Here is a 16,831-nt window from a genome sequence, read left to right on the forward strand (position 1 = left end):
TTCTTTTAATTACTTATTATATATAAAATAGTCGTTCCGGCAGTTAGCACTATTCCTATAAGCGATTCATAAGGTATCAACTTCAGACGTTCCTTAAAATTGAGTTCGCATACGCCTCCTGTCGCATGAAAGAACGAACCATGTGGCAAATGGTCAAGAACTGTAGCTCCCGAATTAATCATAGCTGCCCCCCAAACCGCAGAAATCCCTATAGCCAATATTGTTTCAGCAAACGAAGAAGAAGCCAGTGTCGCTCCGGCTGTTGTCGATGCCGTAGCCGCTGACATCAATGCGCCTGATATAGGAGCAATCAACACATCACTAATATGAGCATGATCCAATCCTGTAAGAATCCAGTCTTTCAAAGAAGAGTTCTTTATGATACCGGCAATAGTTCCGGTTCCTATCAACAGAATAGCTACCACAGACATCTTCTGCAGTCCATACTCTATACTTGGAAGAATATTTTTCCATTGTCTCATACAGATAGCGCCACACAAACCACCTACCGGCAAAGCTATCAAAGGATCAATATTGATTCCTGCTATAGGGCGTAATGCCAATAAAACAACCGTAACAACAGGAGCAATCAGACTGGCTCTTAGCGACGGCAGATTTCTCTCTTCCTCTTTATTCACAGTTTGTATCACCTCTTTTTTGTTTTTTACTGTTTGAGGCATTAGACGGACAATAACGAAAACAGTGAAAAACAAACCGATCACTGCCGGTAAAATATTGGCAAACATCACAGCCGATAGATCTGCATTAAAATTTCCGGCTGCTATAATGGTATTCGGGTTAGGTGATATGATATTTCCACACTTACCTCCCCCGATCATAGCAATAAGCAACACGGATGGAGACAGGTTTAGACGCTTACCTATCGAAAGAGCCACCGGTGCAACAGTTATCACAGCCACATCAATAAATACGCCTACGGTACAAAGTAACATAGTTGCGAGTGCCAATGCCATAAATACCCGTTTCTCACCCATTTTATGTATAATTGCATTGGAGATGACAGTGGTAGCTCCGGTTTGTATTAATATGCCTGATAAGACTCCGGCCGTCAGAATCCGCAATACCGCCGGAGTGACCTCTTTCACCCCTTCGGTCATCACCGTTACGGTCTCATTTAAAGATAGTCCTCCCAACAACCCTCCAACTATCGCTCCGATAATCAGACTGTATGTCGGAGAAAGCTTTCTTATGATTAACAGTATGGATAATAAAAGCCCGATTAATGCGCCTATCGCTGTCATTGAGTATTATTTAGTAAATTGTTTGATGATTCTCACCACCTGTCGCACCGTTCTCTCTATATTTTCTTTCGTAAACTCCGGTTGCATCGCCTCTTCAAGTGTTACCGGGAAAGGTTGGATAGGAAGTACGGCTGTAAAACCCATCCTATTAAGTGCTTCGGCGGCTTCGACCGCTCCTCCTAATGCTATCACCGGAACCTGACATCTGTCACCGACACGTAAGATTCCGTCCAGCGCCTTTCCCATACAAGTCTGGCAATCCAGTTTCCCCTCTCCAGTCAGTATCAAGTCTGCCTGTTGAACGACTTCTTCGAAACGAAGCGTTTTCAATATAACTTCTATCCCGGATTGCAATTTTGCATTCAGAAACGGAAGCAGACCGCCTCCCATTCCTCCGGCTGCTCCGGCACCGGGAAGTTGCGATATATCCATATCTGTATATTCCTTTATTACCTGTGCATAATGCCGCAACCCATTGTCCAACTCTATCACTTGCAGCATAGTTGCCCCTTTTTGAGGAGCATATACATAGGCCGCACCTTCTTTTCCATAAAATGGATTACTAACATCACAGGCGATCGTAAAATTACTCTCCTTCAATGCCGGATTTAATTGAGAAATATCTATTTGATGGACTTTTATCAGACTTTCGCCGACAGGTTCCAGTTCACTGTTCTCTCTATCCAGAAAACGTGCCCCTAAAGCCTTCAGCATACCCATTCCCGCATCATTTGTTGCACTTCCGCCAATCCCGATAATGAATTCCCGACACCCTCGTTTTAATGCGTCAGCAACCATTTCTCCAACTCCATAAGTCGTAGTCTTCATTGGATTTCTCCGGTTTGAATCAATCAATGGAAGACCACAGGCTGAAGCCATTTCGATAATAGCCATCGCACCATTGTTCGCGATACCATACGATACATCGATTGGCTTCATGAATGGATCATGCACCCGACATGACACCGTTTGAGCACTAAGAGCAGAACATAAGGCTTCTGTAGTCCCTTCGCCACCATCAGCTATGGGAAAACGTATAATCTGACAGTCAGGTAATTCCTCCTGAATCGCTTTTTCGGCAGCTTTCGCTATTTCAAAAGAGCTGACCGAACCTTTAAACGAATCGAATGCCAATACAATCTTTTTCATAAAAAGCTATCACTTATTTGTTTTCTCTATTAAACCCAATGCAGCCTTGACCGGGTCATCAAACGGAGTTGTACTGTTGCTCCAGGGAGATGTAATCCATTGTTCCTCCCATTCTCGAATTTTATTCCGGTCTTTTGTGAAATAGAGCTGTATACGAGGAATATAGTAATCTTTAATCAACCCGCTCCAGAAACGAGCAGCATAATCTTCCTGAATACCACCCCAACTTGTAATCAAGCGTTTGGCATTTGCTTCATAAGCATCTTTTTCCTGAAGAGTTGTTCCGCTATTACGTGCAAGTTCCACCCATTCTTCCAATCGATATAAAGGATGAGAAGCCAACAGCCTGTCAACGTCAATCAACAAATCAACAGTTTGTTGCAGATTACGCTGCGCTGCGAGAACACGATTCTCCGAATCATCTTTCAGCGCCTGCTTATAAAAATTTTCAGCTTTAGCCGCTACATAATACGAAACAAACTCAATGAGGTCGTTTCTGTATAATTCAGAGTTTTTCAGTTCGTTAGCGCAACTGGCATACAAAAGTATAGCCTGCAAGTAATCATCACTAAGGTCGATTTTACTGATCCGCCGTTGATCGGGTACTACGGTTTGCCAGGTAAAACGGGGGTATGAATAGAGAGAACTATATGCTGTTTTCCGAAAAAGTTTCCAAGCTTCTTTCATAGCATCGGGATATCCCCCATAGCGGGCCTCACAGTATATCTTCATCCAATCGTCCAGATCAATGCTGTCTGAAGTCCACCCCATATCGGCTAACAGTTCGTAAACAACCTCATTGTTTTCGAGGCCTTCAGGGGCAGAACCGAACCCAATCAAGTTACCTTTATTTGCAGCACGTAACGCTTTGACCGAGGAACTAGCATACATGCCCAGATCTCCTGTCATTGTATTTTTCCCACCGAAGTTGGGTACATAGCTGAATACCCATTTCTTTCCGTAAAACCCATCGTGTACTTTCCATGTCTGTTCGGTGTTCCATACCCATTTGGGATAATCATTGCCCAAATCAATGATAATCATTTTATCATCAGGTACATTGCTTAACAAGGCTTTAAGCGATTCTTTATCCCAGAATGAATGTTGATATCCGAATGTCCATCCTTGTGTAACCCAAACGGCATCAGGGTTTCCGGCTGTAATTGATTTATAAATCGTTTCTCCATACTCGGCCAATAACTTGTATTTCGCTTCTTTATCTTCCTTATCTATAGGTAGTTCCATTTCGTTAAAACTGTCCGACAGGTAATAAGTATTTTCTCCAAACTCTTTTTCCCACTCTTCGACAAACAGTTTACCTATTTCTTGGAAGAAAGGCGAATCCGGTGGCAGTACATAGGCATTATACTGTTCATCAAAACCACCCCACCGCATATGCCGGAATTGTGTATCGGGATGTTTCCGTACGAATCCTTCCGGCACGAAACCGGCAAACGCAGGTGCTATGGGCTGCATTCCCAACTCGCGCATACGGGTCAGGATTTGGTGCTGCAAGCCGATTTGGTTACGTTGCCAGGCATCAGATAAGGGACCGTCCCACTTGTTCAGATTACCCATGCGATGCCAAGGAAGATGTGCAGGAGCTGTGAAAAATTCACGGATTTCTTCTTTGGTCAATCCCATACGCAGCCACACCCGTTCAGCAATAGCTTCGCTGGCCACTGTAGCCAAGGGCATATTTACACCATAAAGAGCCATCCTGTCAATTTCCTTTTCCCAACGCTCCCAGTCCCAGTAAGGAGTAGTGTAGCCGAATGTACAAACATTCAGGAAGTAACGCAACTCATAAGGGGACACTTGTTCATACAATTCATAATCGGGCCACGGCATCACTGATGTTAGATGTTCACCGCTCCATGTTTTCATGCTCTTACAAGCTTCTTTCATGTACGTATGAAAAGCGTAACAAATAGCAACGGAGCTACTTCCCCTTAAAGTAAGCCTGCCGTCGCTTGCTATCACTTCAAATATATCTTTACCTTCGGATGGTTCGATATATTCAAAGTGGATAGACTTTGCTCTTTCCCCAATCTGACGTTCTATTAACTGCTTGGCGGGGGTGATAATATCCGTCTTAGGCTTGTGGCATGAGCAGAAAAAAAGCGTTGTTGAAATTAATAAATACTTGATTATCGTATGTATCATAAAAAATCAAAATGTTATAAGTGAGTATCAATATTTCTTTTTCGATGCTTCTTTCACATATTCCAGTTCCGTAATAATCGGTAAATGATCTGACAAAAGCGACCGGACAGTTTGTGTACTAATCACACGCCATCCTTTTTGCGGGTAAGCAAACAAGTAATCTATTTTAATCACAGGTTTCCATGCCGGCATTCCAAAATCATCGTTACTCGCGGCAAACCAACTATCCATACCACGTATGGCCTCGGAGTAGTGACGCGCATTGAAATCGCCTCCCAAAATTACAGGATATTTATAATTTTTGAAATGCCCGGTAATAAATTTTATTTGCTCCGCCCGTGTTTCTTGAGAGTTAACGTCCAGATGCGTAGAGGTGAAAACAATAGTATCATTACCCATTTCGAATAATCCCTCTAGCATAGCCCGTCTCTCATGTTCTTTGACCGGATGGGGCAGCATTGTCTTTTGAACAGAAATATATGGATATTTACTTAACATTCCAATACCGTAATAACCGGTAGAATAATCAATCGTTTTTCCGTAAAGCCCAAACATTCCCGTATAATAGGCGAGTTCGGATATAAAATCCTTCCCCTTCTGATGCGGGGTACGCTTACGGTCTGTTTTGCTATCCACTTCCTGAAGCGCCACAAAATCAGGTTTGAAGGATTTGATGTGATGAGCAAGTTCTTCTAAAGATGCCAGTTCGCCAAATCTCAAATTATATGTCATTACCCGCACTCGTAGAGTGTCTTGTGCATAGGCAACGCCCAAAGTCAGGCATAAAAACAATAATAAATATTTCTTCATTGAATACATGGTTTCTATTTTTTAATGATTACTTTTCCCATCCTGGATTTTGTCCCAACAGAGGATTTTTCTGACGTTCGGGATTAGGCACAGGCCACAAATAATGTTTCGTTGCGTCGAAGTAGCGTGCTCCACCTTCTGCGGTAGACTTTTCGTAGATTACATCGCCAAATTCATCTACACCGGTATCGGGATATGGGTTGGCACCCAAATCGTTCATACATACTTTCAGGCTGGGACCGGTGATGGCACGTCCAAAACGAAGTTCACCTTCACGCCAGCGCATCACATCGGCATATCTTGTACCTTCACCTGCCAACTCAATACGACGTTCTCTTCTCAATTCAGTTTCGAGATCCATCCCCCATGCACTAAGTTCGTCAAGGTTCATACGATGCATATTCACACGATCTCTAAGTCTGTTGATGGAGTAATCAACCTGTGTCTGTGTCAGTTTCTTACCTTGTAGTTCGAAAGTGGCTTCCGCATAAATCAGCAAGACTTCGGCAAAACGGATGACATTGAGATTACCGTGCCCACCTACACTTGAGCCGGCCAAATCAATATCGTTATACTTTTTCAGATAGAAACCTGTACGGCTATTTGCCCCCACACGATTATTATCTTGTAATGAAGCAAAACGAGGTAGATTAAATATCTCGTTGGCCTTATCTGTATCAGGGTCACCGTCATCTCCTCCCGGCCATTTGTCACCCGGAGCATATAAAGTCATCTTCATTCTAGGATCCCGGTTTTGGAAATAATCAGCATAATGCTCTTCAGGCGACTTGTATAATGATGAGGTCTGCACACCAATCTTTTTATAATATTCCAATCCGGTTTTTGCCGGTTTACCGTCTGTACACAGATAAGCATCTACCAACGACTTCGTTGGATTGAGACGTATATAGTCTGTCGGGCTACAAGTTTCATTGGGCAGACTTTGTGTACGGACTTCGGGTACAAAAAGGCTATATACGATGGCTTCGATATTCTTCGGATCATTCTCGACATCCCCTTCGTGATGAAATAGTTTTTCGTATTCATAAAGGCCATAGGGACTGTTTTCGATGATATATTCACTCGTTTTTGCAGCCAGTTCCCACCTTTCGTTCTGCAAGGCGATACGTGCCAATATGGCTAAAGCGCCCCAGCGGTCAAGTCTTCCCAGTTTATCGCCTGTATACCTTTCTTCAGGCATGCGCTCTGCCGCCCATTTCAAATCCTCGACAAGTTGGTCAATGACTTTCTCTCTGGGAGTACGTTCGATATATGCATCTTCGGGCTGGATAACTTCTCCTACCCAAGGTACATCTCCCCAAAATGTCGTGAGGTAAAAATACATAAGTGCCCGGATAGTTTTTACTTCTGCAGCATAAACGTCTTTTTTGTTTTGAGCCACTTGAGCTTTATTATAATTGTCTAAAAAATTATTGCAGCGATAAATATAGCTATACGCTCCTGTCCAATAGGTAGTGAAAGGAAAACCGTCAGTATAAGAGTGCTTGCCTCCCGAAACCTTACTTAGTCCACTGGTAATATTCCCCCACATAACTGTTTCGGCCGTCGATTCGCTCCAATTCACAAGATAGTCCTTTTGTAAAGCTTCATAGCAGGGTGGCAAAGCATTTTTAAGCTGCTCTTCATTTACCCAGAATGTTACATTATCCGGCTCGTTAGGGTTCGTTCTATCCAGGAAATCGCTACATGAGGTAACTATACCAAATAAAGCAATGATTAAAAAGTATTTTGAGTATTTCATCTTTATAGTCGTTTAATAGGTTAGAATGTTATTGATAATCCAAAAACATAGGTTTTTACTTGCGGATAGACATCTCCGCTGGTGGTCCTCACTTCCGGATCATAAGCCCCGAAGTAATTGGTTTTAGTAAACAAGTTATCTGCCGAAGCATATACTCTAAGACTATTAATGCCAAGAGGTGCCACCATCCGGGCAGGAAAACGATAACCTATCTGAATATTCTTCAGACGCAAGTACGATGCATCTTCTTTCCAATAGTCACTGAAGAGCCTGTTGTGCTCCTGCGACTGATAAAGTCTGGGATAAGAAGCATTTGGATTCATAGGCGTCCATCTGTCAAGATGTTCTTTTTTAGGGATCGAGTAGTCATTAATAAATGCATGCCGAGCCTCATCCTCAAGGTAACCGGCAACTTTACCTACACCTTGCAAATAGAAACTGAAGTCTATACCTTTCCATTCCAAACCACCCTTGATTGCATAGGTGTAATGGGGCTCTTTCTCGCCAAATACCACTTTGTCGTAGTCATCAATCACCCCGTCGGGAGCACCGTCAGGACCACTGATGTCCCGATACTTAATATCTCCGGGCTGTACAATGCCATTTTGTGAGGCAACAAGAGGGAACTTTGGTTTCTGATACTTACCTGTAGTTGTATTCACCGATTCGAAATCATACACTTGTGCCAACCCATCCGTAAGATAACCATAGAAAGCACCTATCGGATCACCTACCCGACGATACGAACCGGAAGCCGTACTGGTCAGGGACTCCGGAGTTCCGCCCAAATCGGTGATCTTATTACGGGCGTCCGACAGATTGAACCCGAGATTGTAATTTACATTTCCGATCTTATCACGCCATGACAAATTGAGTTCCCATCCTTTGACATCAATCTTACCAAGATTGACATAGCCCACGTTACTGCTGGAAACCCCGACAATAGCCGGAACATCGGGACGAACCAACGCGTCAATATTTTCTTTCTTATACCAATCAAAGTCCACATTCAGTCTATTACTCAAAAAACTAAGGTCTACTCCAAAATTAATCATGCGGATGGTTTCCCACTTGATATCGGGATTACCTATTTTGTTCTGCCAAAGTCCCATAACAGGTGTATTAGAAGCTCCGATAGGATAGGACTCCTCGGTAATGATAGGTGACAAGTAGGGGTAGTAATTACCGGGAATATTTTGATTTCCCAATTCACCCCAGGAAGCACGCAGCTTACCCGAGTTCAATACCGAAGTAGCAAACTCCATGAATTTTTCACGTGAAAAGTTCCATCCTGCCGAGAACGATGGAAAATATCCCCAACGATTGCCCTTGGCAAATCTTGAAGTTCCGTCAGCACGCAGGTTGGCTTCAAACAGATATTTACCGTCAAAAGCATAGTTGACACGACCAAAGTAAGAGCGCAAAGCCCACTCATCTTTTGTTCCGCTATTCATGAAATTAATCATTCCGGCGCTGATAACGTGAATATCTTCAACCATCACATTATCACGCGTAGCACCCAATGTGCTTCGGTTTTCCCACTCTTGCGAAAATCCCAACAACGCTCCCAACTCGTGGCGTCCTATGGTTTTATTAAAGTTCAGGGTGAATTGCAACGTTTGGGTCATAACGTCGAGATGGCTTTGGGAAATATAGTCCTTGGCATCTTCATTTGCTTTCAACGGGCTACCGTCCGAGTAATAAGACAACATCTTCGGGTTAAACTCATCCACCTGGCGGGTGTATATATTAGCAGAATACTGCATACCGACATTCAATCCGTCTATAATTTTGAGATCTGCATTGAATATTCCATTGAGCACACGAGTTTTCCGTTCTTCCATTCCCGACTCATAGGCTACCTGCAAGGGGTTACGCACCGAACCGTACGACCAATTCTCGCTATCTACCATCCGGCCGTTTTCGTCAGGAATTTGCCACTTGACAGGAAGTAGCGGAGACATACGCTGTGACAGGCGAAATACCCCTGATGTGCCGCTATAACCTAAGTCCTTCTTGTAGAAATCGACATAGCTCATCTGCCCATTCAGTTTCAAACGATTGTACACTTCTGTGTTTACACTGATACGCGCATTATGTCTTTTGGAACTATATCCGTCACCTACAATCAGCCCATCCTGATCCAAGAAACCATACGACATAAAAAATCCGGTTTTCTCGCTTCCACCCCGTGCACTCACATTATGCCCCGTCTGAAAAGCCCGGCTTTTGTATATTTCGTCAATCCAGTCAGTATTGGAATATTCATTGGGGTACAGTCCCGAATCATATTTATCGAAAGCCTCTTGTGTATAAGGTTTGGAAAATCCGGCAGCACTCATGGCTTCGTTGGAGAGTTCCATGTATTCCCTTCCGTTAACAAGCTCCGGTAATGCTGTGGGAGTCTGAAATCCGGCATATCCGTTATATTGGAATACTACCCGTTCTTTCTTTTCTCCCTTTTTAGTAGTTACAAGAATAACACCATTGGCGGCACGTGCTCCATAAATGGCTGATGAGGCGGCATCTTTCAGCACTGATACACTTTCAATGTCCGAAGGATTCAATAAATTGATGTCTCCCCCAGCTACCCCATCAATCAAGATCAAAGGTGCTGTACTACTGTTGATGGTTCCCGTACCACGAATATTGATACTGGGCACAGCACCCGGCTGTCCCGAAGAAGAAACGATGCTAACTCCGGGCAATAACCCTTGTAACCCCGTAGTTACGTTAGTAATAGGTCTGTTCTCAATAGCCTCTGCTTTAACCATAGATACAGCACCTGTTACGTTTACTTTCTTTTGTACGCCATAGCCCACAACTACTACATCTTCCAAGCTGACAGCATTCTCTTTCATCACTACGTTTACTGTCGTTTCTTTCGCTATGATGCTTTCTTCACGATAACCGACGTATGAGTACCGAAGTGTACTTCCATAGGGTACTTTGATGGAATACTGACCATTGATATCGGTTATTGTACCCGTAGTCGATCCTTTTACAGACACGGTGGCTCCGATTATCGGTTCCGCATTCTCATCAGTAACTTTACCTTTCACATACAGTTCTCTCTTACTCTCTTGCGAATCAACAGGTTCGGACGTGTTTTTATTTTGATATTCTTTATTATAAAATAAAATGCTGTCATCCAGGAAACGGAACCCAATGTTAGTCCCTTTTAGCAAAAGAGTTAATGCTTTGTTTACATCTGTGTTTTTCACCTCCAATGACACTTTCCTACTCGTATCTACAAATTCTTTGCTATAGGCTACATTCATCGATGCCTTCTCTGCTATCTGACTGATAGCTTCTTTAAGAGGAAGCTCTTTGATACTAACTGATATTTTTTGCTGCTGTGCATAAACAAGAGCTGTGACAAATATGCACATTAGGGCTACAATACACCTTCTGCCGGTGGATGAAAAAGGAGAATCTTTTTCCATAATATTAGTCTTTAAAGTTTATAGTTCGATATCTATTAGCTAATACACAAGAGATATTAAAAAGTATTACGGCAAATAAGTTAATGAATCTTAATTGGAAAAATATGAGAGAATTTGCCGGAAATCAATCCATACTTGATAAAAAAGAAAGAAAACACTTTAAAAGTATATTTTTAAAAGCAAAAATAGAGAGGGGTAAATAGTATTTTCTCATTTAATGCATAAATTAGTGTCTTTACCTGAAATAATTAGTACCTTTGAGTGCACGAATTAATTCATTTGACTATAGTGTTTCTTTCGTTAGAGTATAGTCAAATAAAAGAAGCACTATAGCCTACGTTTTAAATGACTATAGTCAAACGAATAAAATTATGCAGCCGGAGACAATATTTACTGAATAACTAAAAACAAAATAAGACATGAGTGTTTATTACGATCTTTATGCCAGTGGCAACCCACAAAAAAAGGATGAGCAGCAACCACTTCACGCACGAGTGATTCCATCGGGAACTCTTGATGCTAAGAAGTTTATTGAATTAGTATCTAAAAGCAACGGCTTCAGTCAGGCCACCATTGAAGGATGCTTGCAAGCAGTCACCGATGAATTACAACATTGGTTGAAACAAGGCTGGATTGTGGAAGTCGGAGAATTAGGTTATTTCTCCTTATCGCTGAAATGCGACCATCCGGTAATGGAGAAGAAAGAAATCCGCTCTCCTTCCATCCACCTGAATAAAGTGAACCTTCGCATCAACAAAAAATTCCGTGAGAACATGGAGCCATTACCATTGGAACGCATGGAATCACCTTACCGAAGCAATGGCAATCCCGATGAAGACAAATGCCGTAACATCCTTATGCAACATCTGGATGAACAAGGTTGCATCACTTGTGTTGATTTCACGAGACTAGCCAGCATAAGTCGATACAAAGCAACGGGGCTGTTAAATACCTATTTAAAAGAGGGAATTATACGAAAATACGGAGGAGGAAAGACGGTGGTATATTTAAAGAAATAGAAGCCAAATACTCTTCGCAGAATATATTAGGAGGTGGAATATTATTCAAACAAAACCATCATATAACAATTTTGCAGCCGCTAATAATTAGCAGCTGCAAAACATCAATAACATTTTTTCATCAATTTGCTGAGATTTGTTTAAGGATATGTTGTGTGTTAAGTATTGTCTTTTCTGCTATCCGGCCACTGGCTACATCTACGCTCTTTACAGCAGTATCCAAAGCCGGCACAAATAATATTTTAATCTTTTCATAATCCTGAATACCCTCACGAAGCATTTCAAAACGGATGCTGGCTACCGCCTTGCTCGAAGCCGTGTTGTCCGTGCGGTAAATCATATGGAAATCTCCGGCAGTATTGGTTCCATCCTGTATATTTAGGGGGTCAGTATTTAGCCAATAATCAAAAGCCCACCGGAGATAACCATTTAATCCTTTTGAAGCAGCATACCATGACATCCATACCATTTCGGCAGGAGATGTCTCCTTGGATACATAATTATTAGGAAACATCTGCGAACAACTGGTGTAGAAGGTTGAGATATGATTAGTTGAAGCCCTTTCATAGCCTAAAAGTGTACAATAATCATAGAGTTCATTCTCAATATCAGCAGCGATACGACTTCCTGCCAGACCTATCTTCCAATCCGAGCCATTTTGCCTGATAAGATTTACCACTTGCCGGGTTTCTTCGTCGCGTGCCTCGTCAAGGAACAAAACAGCTTTATCAAACCAGCCTTTAGATATCAGATGTGCACGAAATGAAGTGAGAAATGCTGTCCATACCTCATTGTACTCATCTGTTCCTATCGGCAGTTTTTTAGTCTTGTGACTTGAGCTCGATCTATCAAAATACCCTATTGAATTGTTCCAGCCTACTAAAGAAAAGCAGTCTATCTGTTTATTAATTCCCAAAGAGAACATGAATTCTACAAATTTATCAAAATTAGTATAGTCAAAACTCCATGTATCATCCTCATTCAAATTCCAGTTAATCATTGTCTGCCCTTCCAGAAACGCACCATCTTTGATATAGGTCGTAACAGCCTTCTGACCTGCATCGGCCAACATCTTATAGAAAGAAGACATCAAAGATTCATAAGCCGGAGAAAAAGGTTTCACCTCGTTGCCACTTTTCCCACACAAAGTAACTAATTGGAAAGGGAATTGCCATATATCCAAATGATATGTCCAGTCTTTCACATCCGGCAAGACATGATTCGTCACAAGAAGCTGGATATTGAAAGAAAGTTTTTCTCCTGTTTCCTGCTTCACGTCAATGCTCCCTTCATATAAACCGGGCGAAGTGTTTTTGGGTACATCAATCGTCACCCACACCTTTGTCGGGTCAGTTGACGAAATTTGGGTAACTTGCTGCTCCGACAACGCATCTGCAATATATGCCGACTGACGCGAAGTCTGCGAGCCACAGTCCAAAGCTTTCGTATCCCCCAACACATAGGTCGGAAATCTCAAACGGATATTCGAAGAAGAGAGCGTTTGGCCGCCGCACTTCAAGTCATTCACCTGATAAGTGATCCCTTTCACGTTCTTCTCTGCCCAAAGAATAATTTGGGTATGTACACGTTCGTTTCTCCAAACGGTATCTCGCCATTGAGTTACAATCTTATCGGATGAGCTCTGGCCTTCATGTTTATCCCTTTGCGCATACCGCTTATACTTGCTCTCAAATGAGCCCTTCATTGTTTGGGGCACTTCCACCGGAGGTTCCACCACTCCACCATTAGGGGTGTCTTTATCATCGCTCCCGCAACCGGGAAATGCAATCAACAAACAGAATATGGCAGTTAAAATCATATATTTTTTCATTTCAGTCAGTTTATTATTGAATGAGCAGTCTCCTGGCATTTTCAAAATCCGTAACAGATTTCTGGCGCCCGTCGCGGTTTCTCACAGCCATGTCAATTGCCTCTTTTTTCTGTGTAGAGTTTACTATCTTAAGTAATTCAAAGTCTTCGATACCCTCTTTCAGCAGTTCCCAGCGAATGGAGCTGACAGGGCCATTTTCCCCCGGATAAATATAGTAATCATCACCCTGAATAAAGTTGAAAACGGGTTTGTTGTACGGATCTTTATCAGACCAGCTATTATATGCCCATCGCAAATATCCGTCGAGCCCGTAATGAGCCGCCAGCCAAGGGATCATTCTTGACTCAATAGCCGGAGAATAGGTCAAAGTATTCGGATGCGCAGGATCTCCGCACAAATAAAAGTTCGTGATCTTATCCGGATCTTTTTTCCTGTCCTGCAACCAGGCAGTGGTTTCGTCATCCCCGGTCAGTTTCTCCGGCAAGAAAGAATAAAACAGCGAGAATGACTTTGCCAATGCGGAGGCTTCCTTCCTGCCGGCTATTGAGAATTGTTGCAGAAATACAGGGGCACTGTCGCCTACGATACCCAAGATCGATTCAATCACCTCGTGCGGACTTTCATCAAAACTCAAATAGGTTTTATCCAGCCATCCTTTTGAGGTCAGATGACTTTCGAAGTCACGCAGGAAAGATTTCCATATTTCCTTATACGCCGGAGCAAACTGGTCATAATATAACGTATCCGCAGCATTCGTCTCCTTATGACGATAAATAACTTCGCGACGATCTGTCTTGTGATTGAAAGGAGACAGCGAAAACGCATCTATACGGCGGTCAATCCCATGTTTGAAACACGTCTCTACAAAACGGTCGAAAACTGAGTAATCGAAGCTCCATTTTCCCGAATCATCCAATAGCCAGGTAATCATAGCGGGATAACCGATGTACGTCTGCGAACGTTGGCTTCCTGCCAGCCAGTCTACCTTCCAGGGATAAGGCACAATAGTGGTTGTAATCGTTTTCGCTCCTCTTGACGCCAAATCTTCCAGATAGGGGTCTATCAGTTCCCAATGTTTTTTCAGACCACGGTTCCACCCCTTTCTCTACAGCTATCGCATTGGGATTGAACCATAAATCCAAAAAGAAACTATAATCCTTTGGGGCCGGTAACGTAGGTTCCAGTACATTCACAGCGAGATTTAGGGCAACCTCTTGATACTGGTCCGTATGAATCACAAGTTTTCCACGATAAATATCAGGAGTGGCAGATTCCGGAATCTCTACAGTAAACCAGACCGGCTGCGCCCTATAGGCAGGCACATCTACCGCTTCCAGCTCCATCAAAGGATCGGCCACTACATCCGGCGAACCTGTCCCACTCACTTCCTCTCCATACACGTCTTCCTGACGGGCCGTCCATGTGTATTCGCTCCGGGCACGTTCTACCGGCACATAACGGACATATCTGACTTTAATATGTCCGGCATCCAGCGTATCCCCCTTTTCCGAGATTAAATCCCCTACTCTGACAGAAAGCCCGGTAAGTTCATGGACAGACGCAACCGACAGTTGGAAAGACTGCTGCTCGTTGCGCACGCCTGTGATTGAATGAATGGCGGAGAAATCAACCGGCTGAATATCAAACGGTGAAGGAGATTTATCATTTTCATGTTTGGGTGCAGGAAACCTGGGAACTCGTATCAATGACGACGTCGCAAGTTCTCCGGTAGGTATCCATACATTCAATGAATCCGAAGGTAATGCCGACTCCACTGTCACTTTCAGCCATTCGGGTATTTCGGTGACCGGATCCATTACCTGATTGCGAACCGTTCCACCTGATTGCGTTTGCCCGCAGCTACATAGGGCTACGAGCACACAAAACGCGCATATACTTAAACTAATACTATTTTTCATCTATTCAATAGATTTGATTAATACTCATTCTGATCCAGGATACCCGGAATAATTTCAGTACCCGGCTTAGGCAATAACCTGGCAGACTCCTTCACTGTCGGAAACCGCTCGGCATTAGCCGCAACTACCATCTCTTTTCTGACAAGATCATGCCATCTATCTCCTTCACAAGCAAACTCCCATGCTCTTTCTTCCAAGATAGCTCTGTCAAATTCATTTTGAGATGTCCTAAGTGTGTATGGAGAACTTTCACCACGTCCCCGGCTATACACCCGGTCGAATGCGTCTAATGCCGCCTCGTCCGGCCCATGATTCACATAATTGGCAGCCTCCGCATAAATCAGTAAAACGTCGGCAAAACGCAACATCGGGCGGAAGCCTTCACTGGAAGTATTCACCCTACGACCTCCATCTCGATATTTGGCTATAAAAGGCTCAACACCGGCTTCTGTAAAAGTTGTACCGTCGGCAAATACGGAAGTGAAAGTAGCATCTTTCCGCGGTCCTTCAGGAAAAGCGTCAAAGAAGCGGGTTTCACTAAAATAGTCGCCCCATCCGCCTTCGCCATTTCCAAAATATCTTGTTGCCAAATCCATGTGACTTCCGGCCACTCCATCCTCTGCAACAGAACCGTAGAAAGTGAAAATGAACTCTTTTGATTTCAACTTATTGGATTGTTTCCACAAATCCGCGAAATCATTTTCCAAGTCATAGCCATACTTATCATCCATCACTTCTGCCGCTTTATCTCTGGCCAACACATAATAGGATTTATCATTCAACGGCCATCCCGTCATCGTCAGATACACTTTAGCCATCAATGTTTTGGCAGCTCCCCTTGTCGGTCTGCTCTTTTCTGAAAACGACAGGGGTAATTTAACTTCGGCTATCGTCAAGTCGTCAAGAATTGCATCATAAACTTCAGCTACACTCGACTGCTTCACGTTTTCAATATCATTTTGATTTTCGTAAGTCGTCACCTGCACAGGACCGAAAAAGCGTACCAGATAGAAATAGGTAAAAGCGCGTAAGAATCGTGTTTGTCCTTCAAGCGCATCGAGTTTTTCCACCGAGATGTCTTTCGCATTCTGAAGTTTACTAATCAGCGCATTGGCATTGGAAATGGCCTGATAACACTTCATCCAGAAATCATGAATGACTATTTCCCGGTCATTAGGGATCAATCGATCGAAATTCTTAAACAGGTCCGCATCAGAACGGACATCTTCCGCACCGGACGCAAGAATAAGGTCATAGCCATAATCGAACCCTGACCAATCGGAGTAAAGAGCTTTGATAATACCCGTCAAGGCTGCATTATACTCGCTTTCGGACGTATAAAAGTTCTCTGGGGATAAGTCCGACGGTGGATTCTCGTCTAAATCCACGCATGAAACGGTCAGCGGGATTATCAGGCATAAAAAAGAAAGTAGTCCTATATTTTTCATAAGTTTCATAATATCTATC

At 43.1% G+C, this 16,831-nt stretch carries 10 protein-coding genes and 1 pseudogene; 1 reads left to right on the forward strand and 10 read right to left on the reverse strand.

What is annotated here, in order from left to right:
* Positions 1–5: 5 nt before the first annotated feature.
* Genes NXV01_RS02695 through NXV01_RS02720 form a run of 6 tightly spaced genes read right to left on the reverse strand, consistent with a single transcriptional unit; the run spans position 6 to position 10,595 of the window.
* A complete protein-coding gene (locus tag NXV01_RS02695) occupies positions 6–1,262 on the reverse strand; it encodes a GntP family permease (protein WP_259021657.1) in 1,257 nt (418 codons plus the stop codon).
* A 6-nt stretch (positions 1,263–1,268) separates the two neighbouring features.
* A complete protein-coding gene (locus NXV01_RS02700; RefSeq protein WP_259021658.1) occupies positions 1,269–2,411 on the reverse strand; it encodes a glycerate kinase in 1,143 nt (380 codons plus the stop codon).
* A 9-nt stretch (positions 2,412–2,420) separates the two neighbouring features.
* The gene (locus NXV01_RS02705; RefSeq protein ID WP_259021659.1) at positions 2,421–4,577 is read right to left on the reverse strand and encodes an alpha-N-acetylglucosaminidase; all 2,157 of its coding nucleotides are present in this window, start codon (positions 4,575–4,577) and stop codon (positions 2,421–2,423) included.
* Positions 4,578–4,604: 27 nt separating this feature from the next.
* On the reverse strand, positions 4,605–5,396 hold the full coding sequence (locus NXV01_RS02710) for an endonuclease/exonuclease/phosphatase family protein (RefSeq protein ID WP_148365575.1): 792 nt from the start codon (positions 5,394–5,396) through the stop codon (positions 4,605–4,607).
* Positions 5,397–5,415: 19 nt separating this feature from the next.
* Positions 5,416–7,149, reverse strand: coding sequence for a RagB/SusD family nutrient uptake outer membrane protein (locus NXV01_RS02715; RefSeq protein ID WP_259021660.1), 1,734 nt, complete (start codon positions 7,147–7,149; stop codon positions 5,416–5,418).
* Between the two features lie 20 nt (positions 7,150–7,169).
* Positions 7,170–10,595, reverse strand: coding sequence for a TonB-dependent receptor (locus tag NXV01_RS02720; protein WP_195650226.1), 3,426 nt, complete (start codon positions 10,593–10,595; stop codon positions 7,170–7,172).
* 419 nt (positions 10,596–11,014) lie between these two features.
* On the opposite strand from NXV01_RS02720, the gene NXV01_RS02725 reads away from it, so the two are divergent.
* Positions 11,015–11,614 (forward strand): DNA-binding protein, encoded by a 600-nt coding sequence (locus NXV01_RS02725; protein WP_258978622.1) that lies wholly within the window; start codon positions 11,015–11,017, stop codon positions 11,612–11,614.
* Positions 11,615–11,735: 121 nt separating this feature from the next.
* Here the strand turns inward: NXV01_RS02725 and NXV01_RS02730 are convergent, their stop codons facing one another.
* The 4 genes and pseudogenes from NXV01_RS02730 to NXV01_RS02745 all read right to left on the reverse strand — a co-directional run bounded on the left by NXV01_RS02730 (position 11,736) and on the right by NXV01_RS02745 (position 16,821).
* Complete coding sequence (locus tag NXV01_RS02730) at positions 11,736–13,445, reverse strand: DUF4091 domain-containing protein (protein ID WP_259021661.1); 1,710 nt, start codon at positions 13,443–13,445, stop codon at positions 11,736–11,738.
* 13 nt (positions 13,446–13,458) lie between these two features.
* On the reverse strand, positions 13,459–14,487 hold the full coding sequence (locus NXV01_RS25880; RefSeq protein WP_409012914.1) for a DUF4091 domain-containing protein: 1,029 nt from the start codon (positions 14,485–14,487) through the stop codon (positions 13,459–13,461).
* A gap of 199 nt (positions 14,488–14,686) precedes the next feature.
* Positions 14,687–15,364, reverse strand: a pseudogene (locus NXV01_RS02740) (hypothetical protein); the annotation flags it as partial.
* A 17-nt stretch (positions 15,365–15,381) separates the two neighbouring features.
* Positions 15,382–16,821 (reverse strand): RagB/SusD family nutrient uptake outer membrane protein, encoded by a 1,440-nt coding sequence (locus tag NXV01_RS02745; protein ID WP_259021663.1) that lies wholly within the window; start codon positions 16,819–16,821, stop codon positions 15,382–15,384.
* Positions 16,822–16,831 lie beyond the last annotated feature (10 nt).

Origin of the sequence: Bacteroides sp. BFG-606, from assembly GCF_024788145.1 — a bacterium.
GTDB lineage: Bacteria > Bacteroidota > Bacteroidia > Bacteroidales > Bacteroidaceae > Bacteroides > Bacteroides vicugnae.

Coding starts and splice junctions, on each gene's coding strand:
- NXV01_RS02730 (WP_259021661.1), bottom strand. CDS start 13,445: ATGAAAAAATATATGATTTTAACTGCCATATTCTGTTTGTTGATTGCA.
- NXV01_RS02710 (WP_148365575.1), bottom strand. CDS start 5,396: ATGTATTCAATGAAGAAATATTTATTATTGTTTTTATGCCTGACTTTG.
- NXV01_RS02695 (WP_259021657.1), bottom strand. CDS start 1,262: ATGACAGCGATAGGCGCATTAATCGGGCTTTTATTATCCATACTGTTA.
- NXV01_RS02720 (WP_195650226.1), bottom strand. CDS start 10,595: ATGGAAAAAGATTCTCCTTTTTCATCCACCGGCAGAAGGTGTATTGTA.
- NXV01_RS02745 (WP_259021663.1), bottom strand. CDS start 16,821: ATGAAACTTATGAAAAATATAGGACTACTTTCTTTTTTATGCCTGATA.
- NXV01_RS02700 (WP_259021658.1), bottom strand. CDS start 2,411: ATGAAAAAGATTGTATTGGCATTCGATTCGTTTAAAGGTTCGGTCAGC.
- NXV01_RS02715 (WP_259021660.1), bottom strand. CDS start 7,149: ATGAAATACTCAAAATACTTTTTAATCATTGCTTTATTTGGTATAGTT.
- NXV01_RS02705 (WP_259021659.1), bottom strand. CDS start 4,577: ATGATACATACGATAATCAAGTATTTATTAATTTCAACAACGCTTTTT.
- NXV01_RS02725 (WP_258978622.1), top strand. CDS start 11,015: ATGAGTGTTTATTACGATCTTTATGCCAGTGGCAACCCACAAAAAAAG.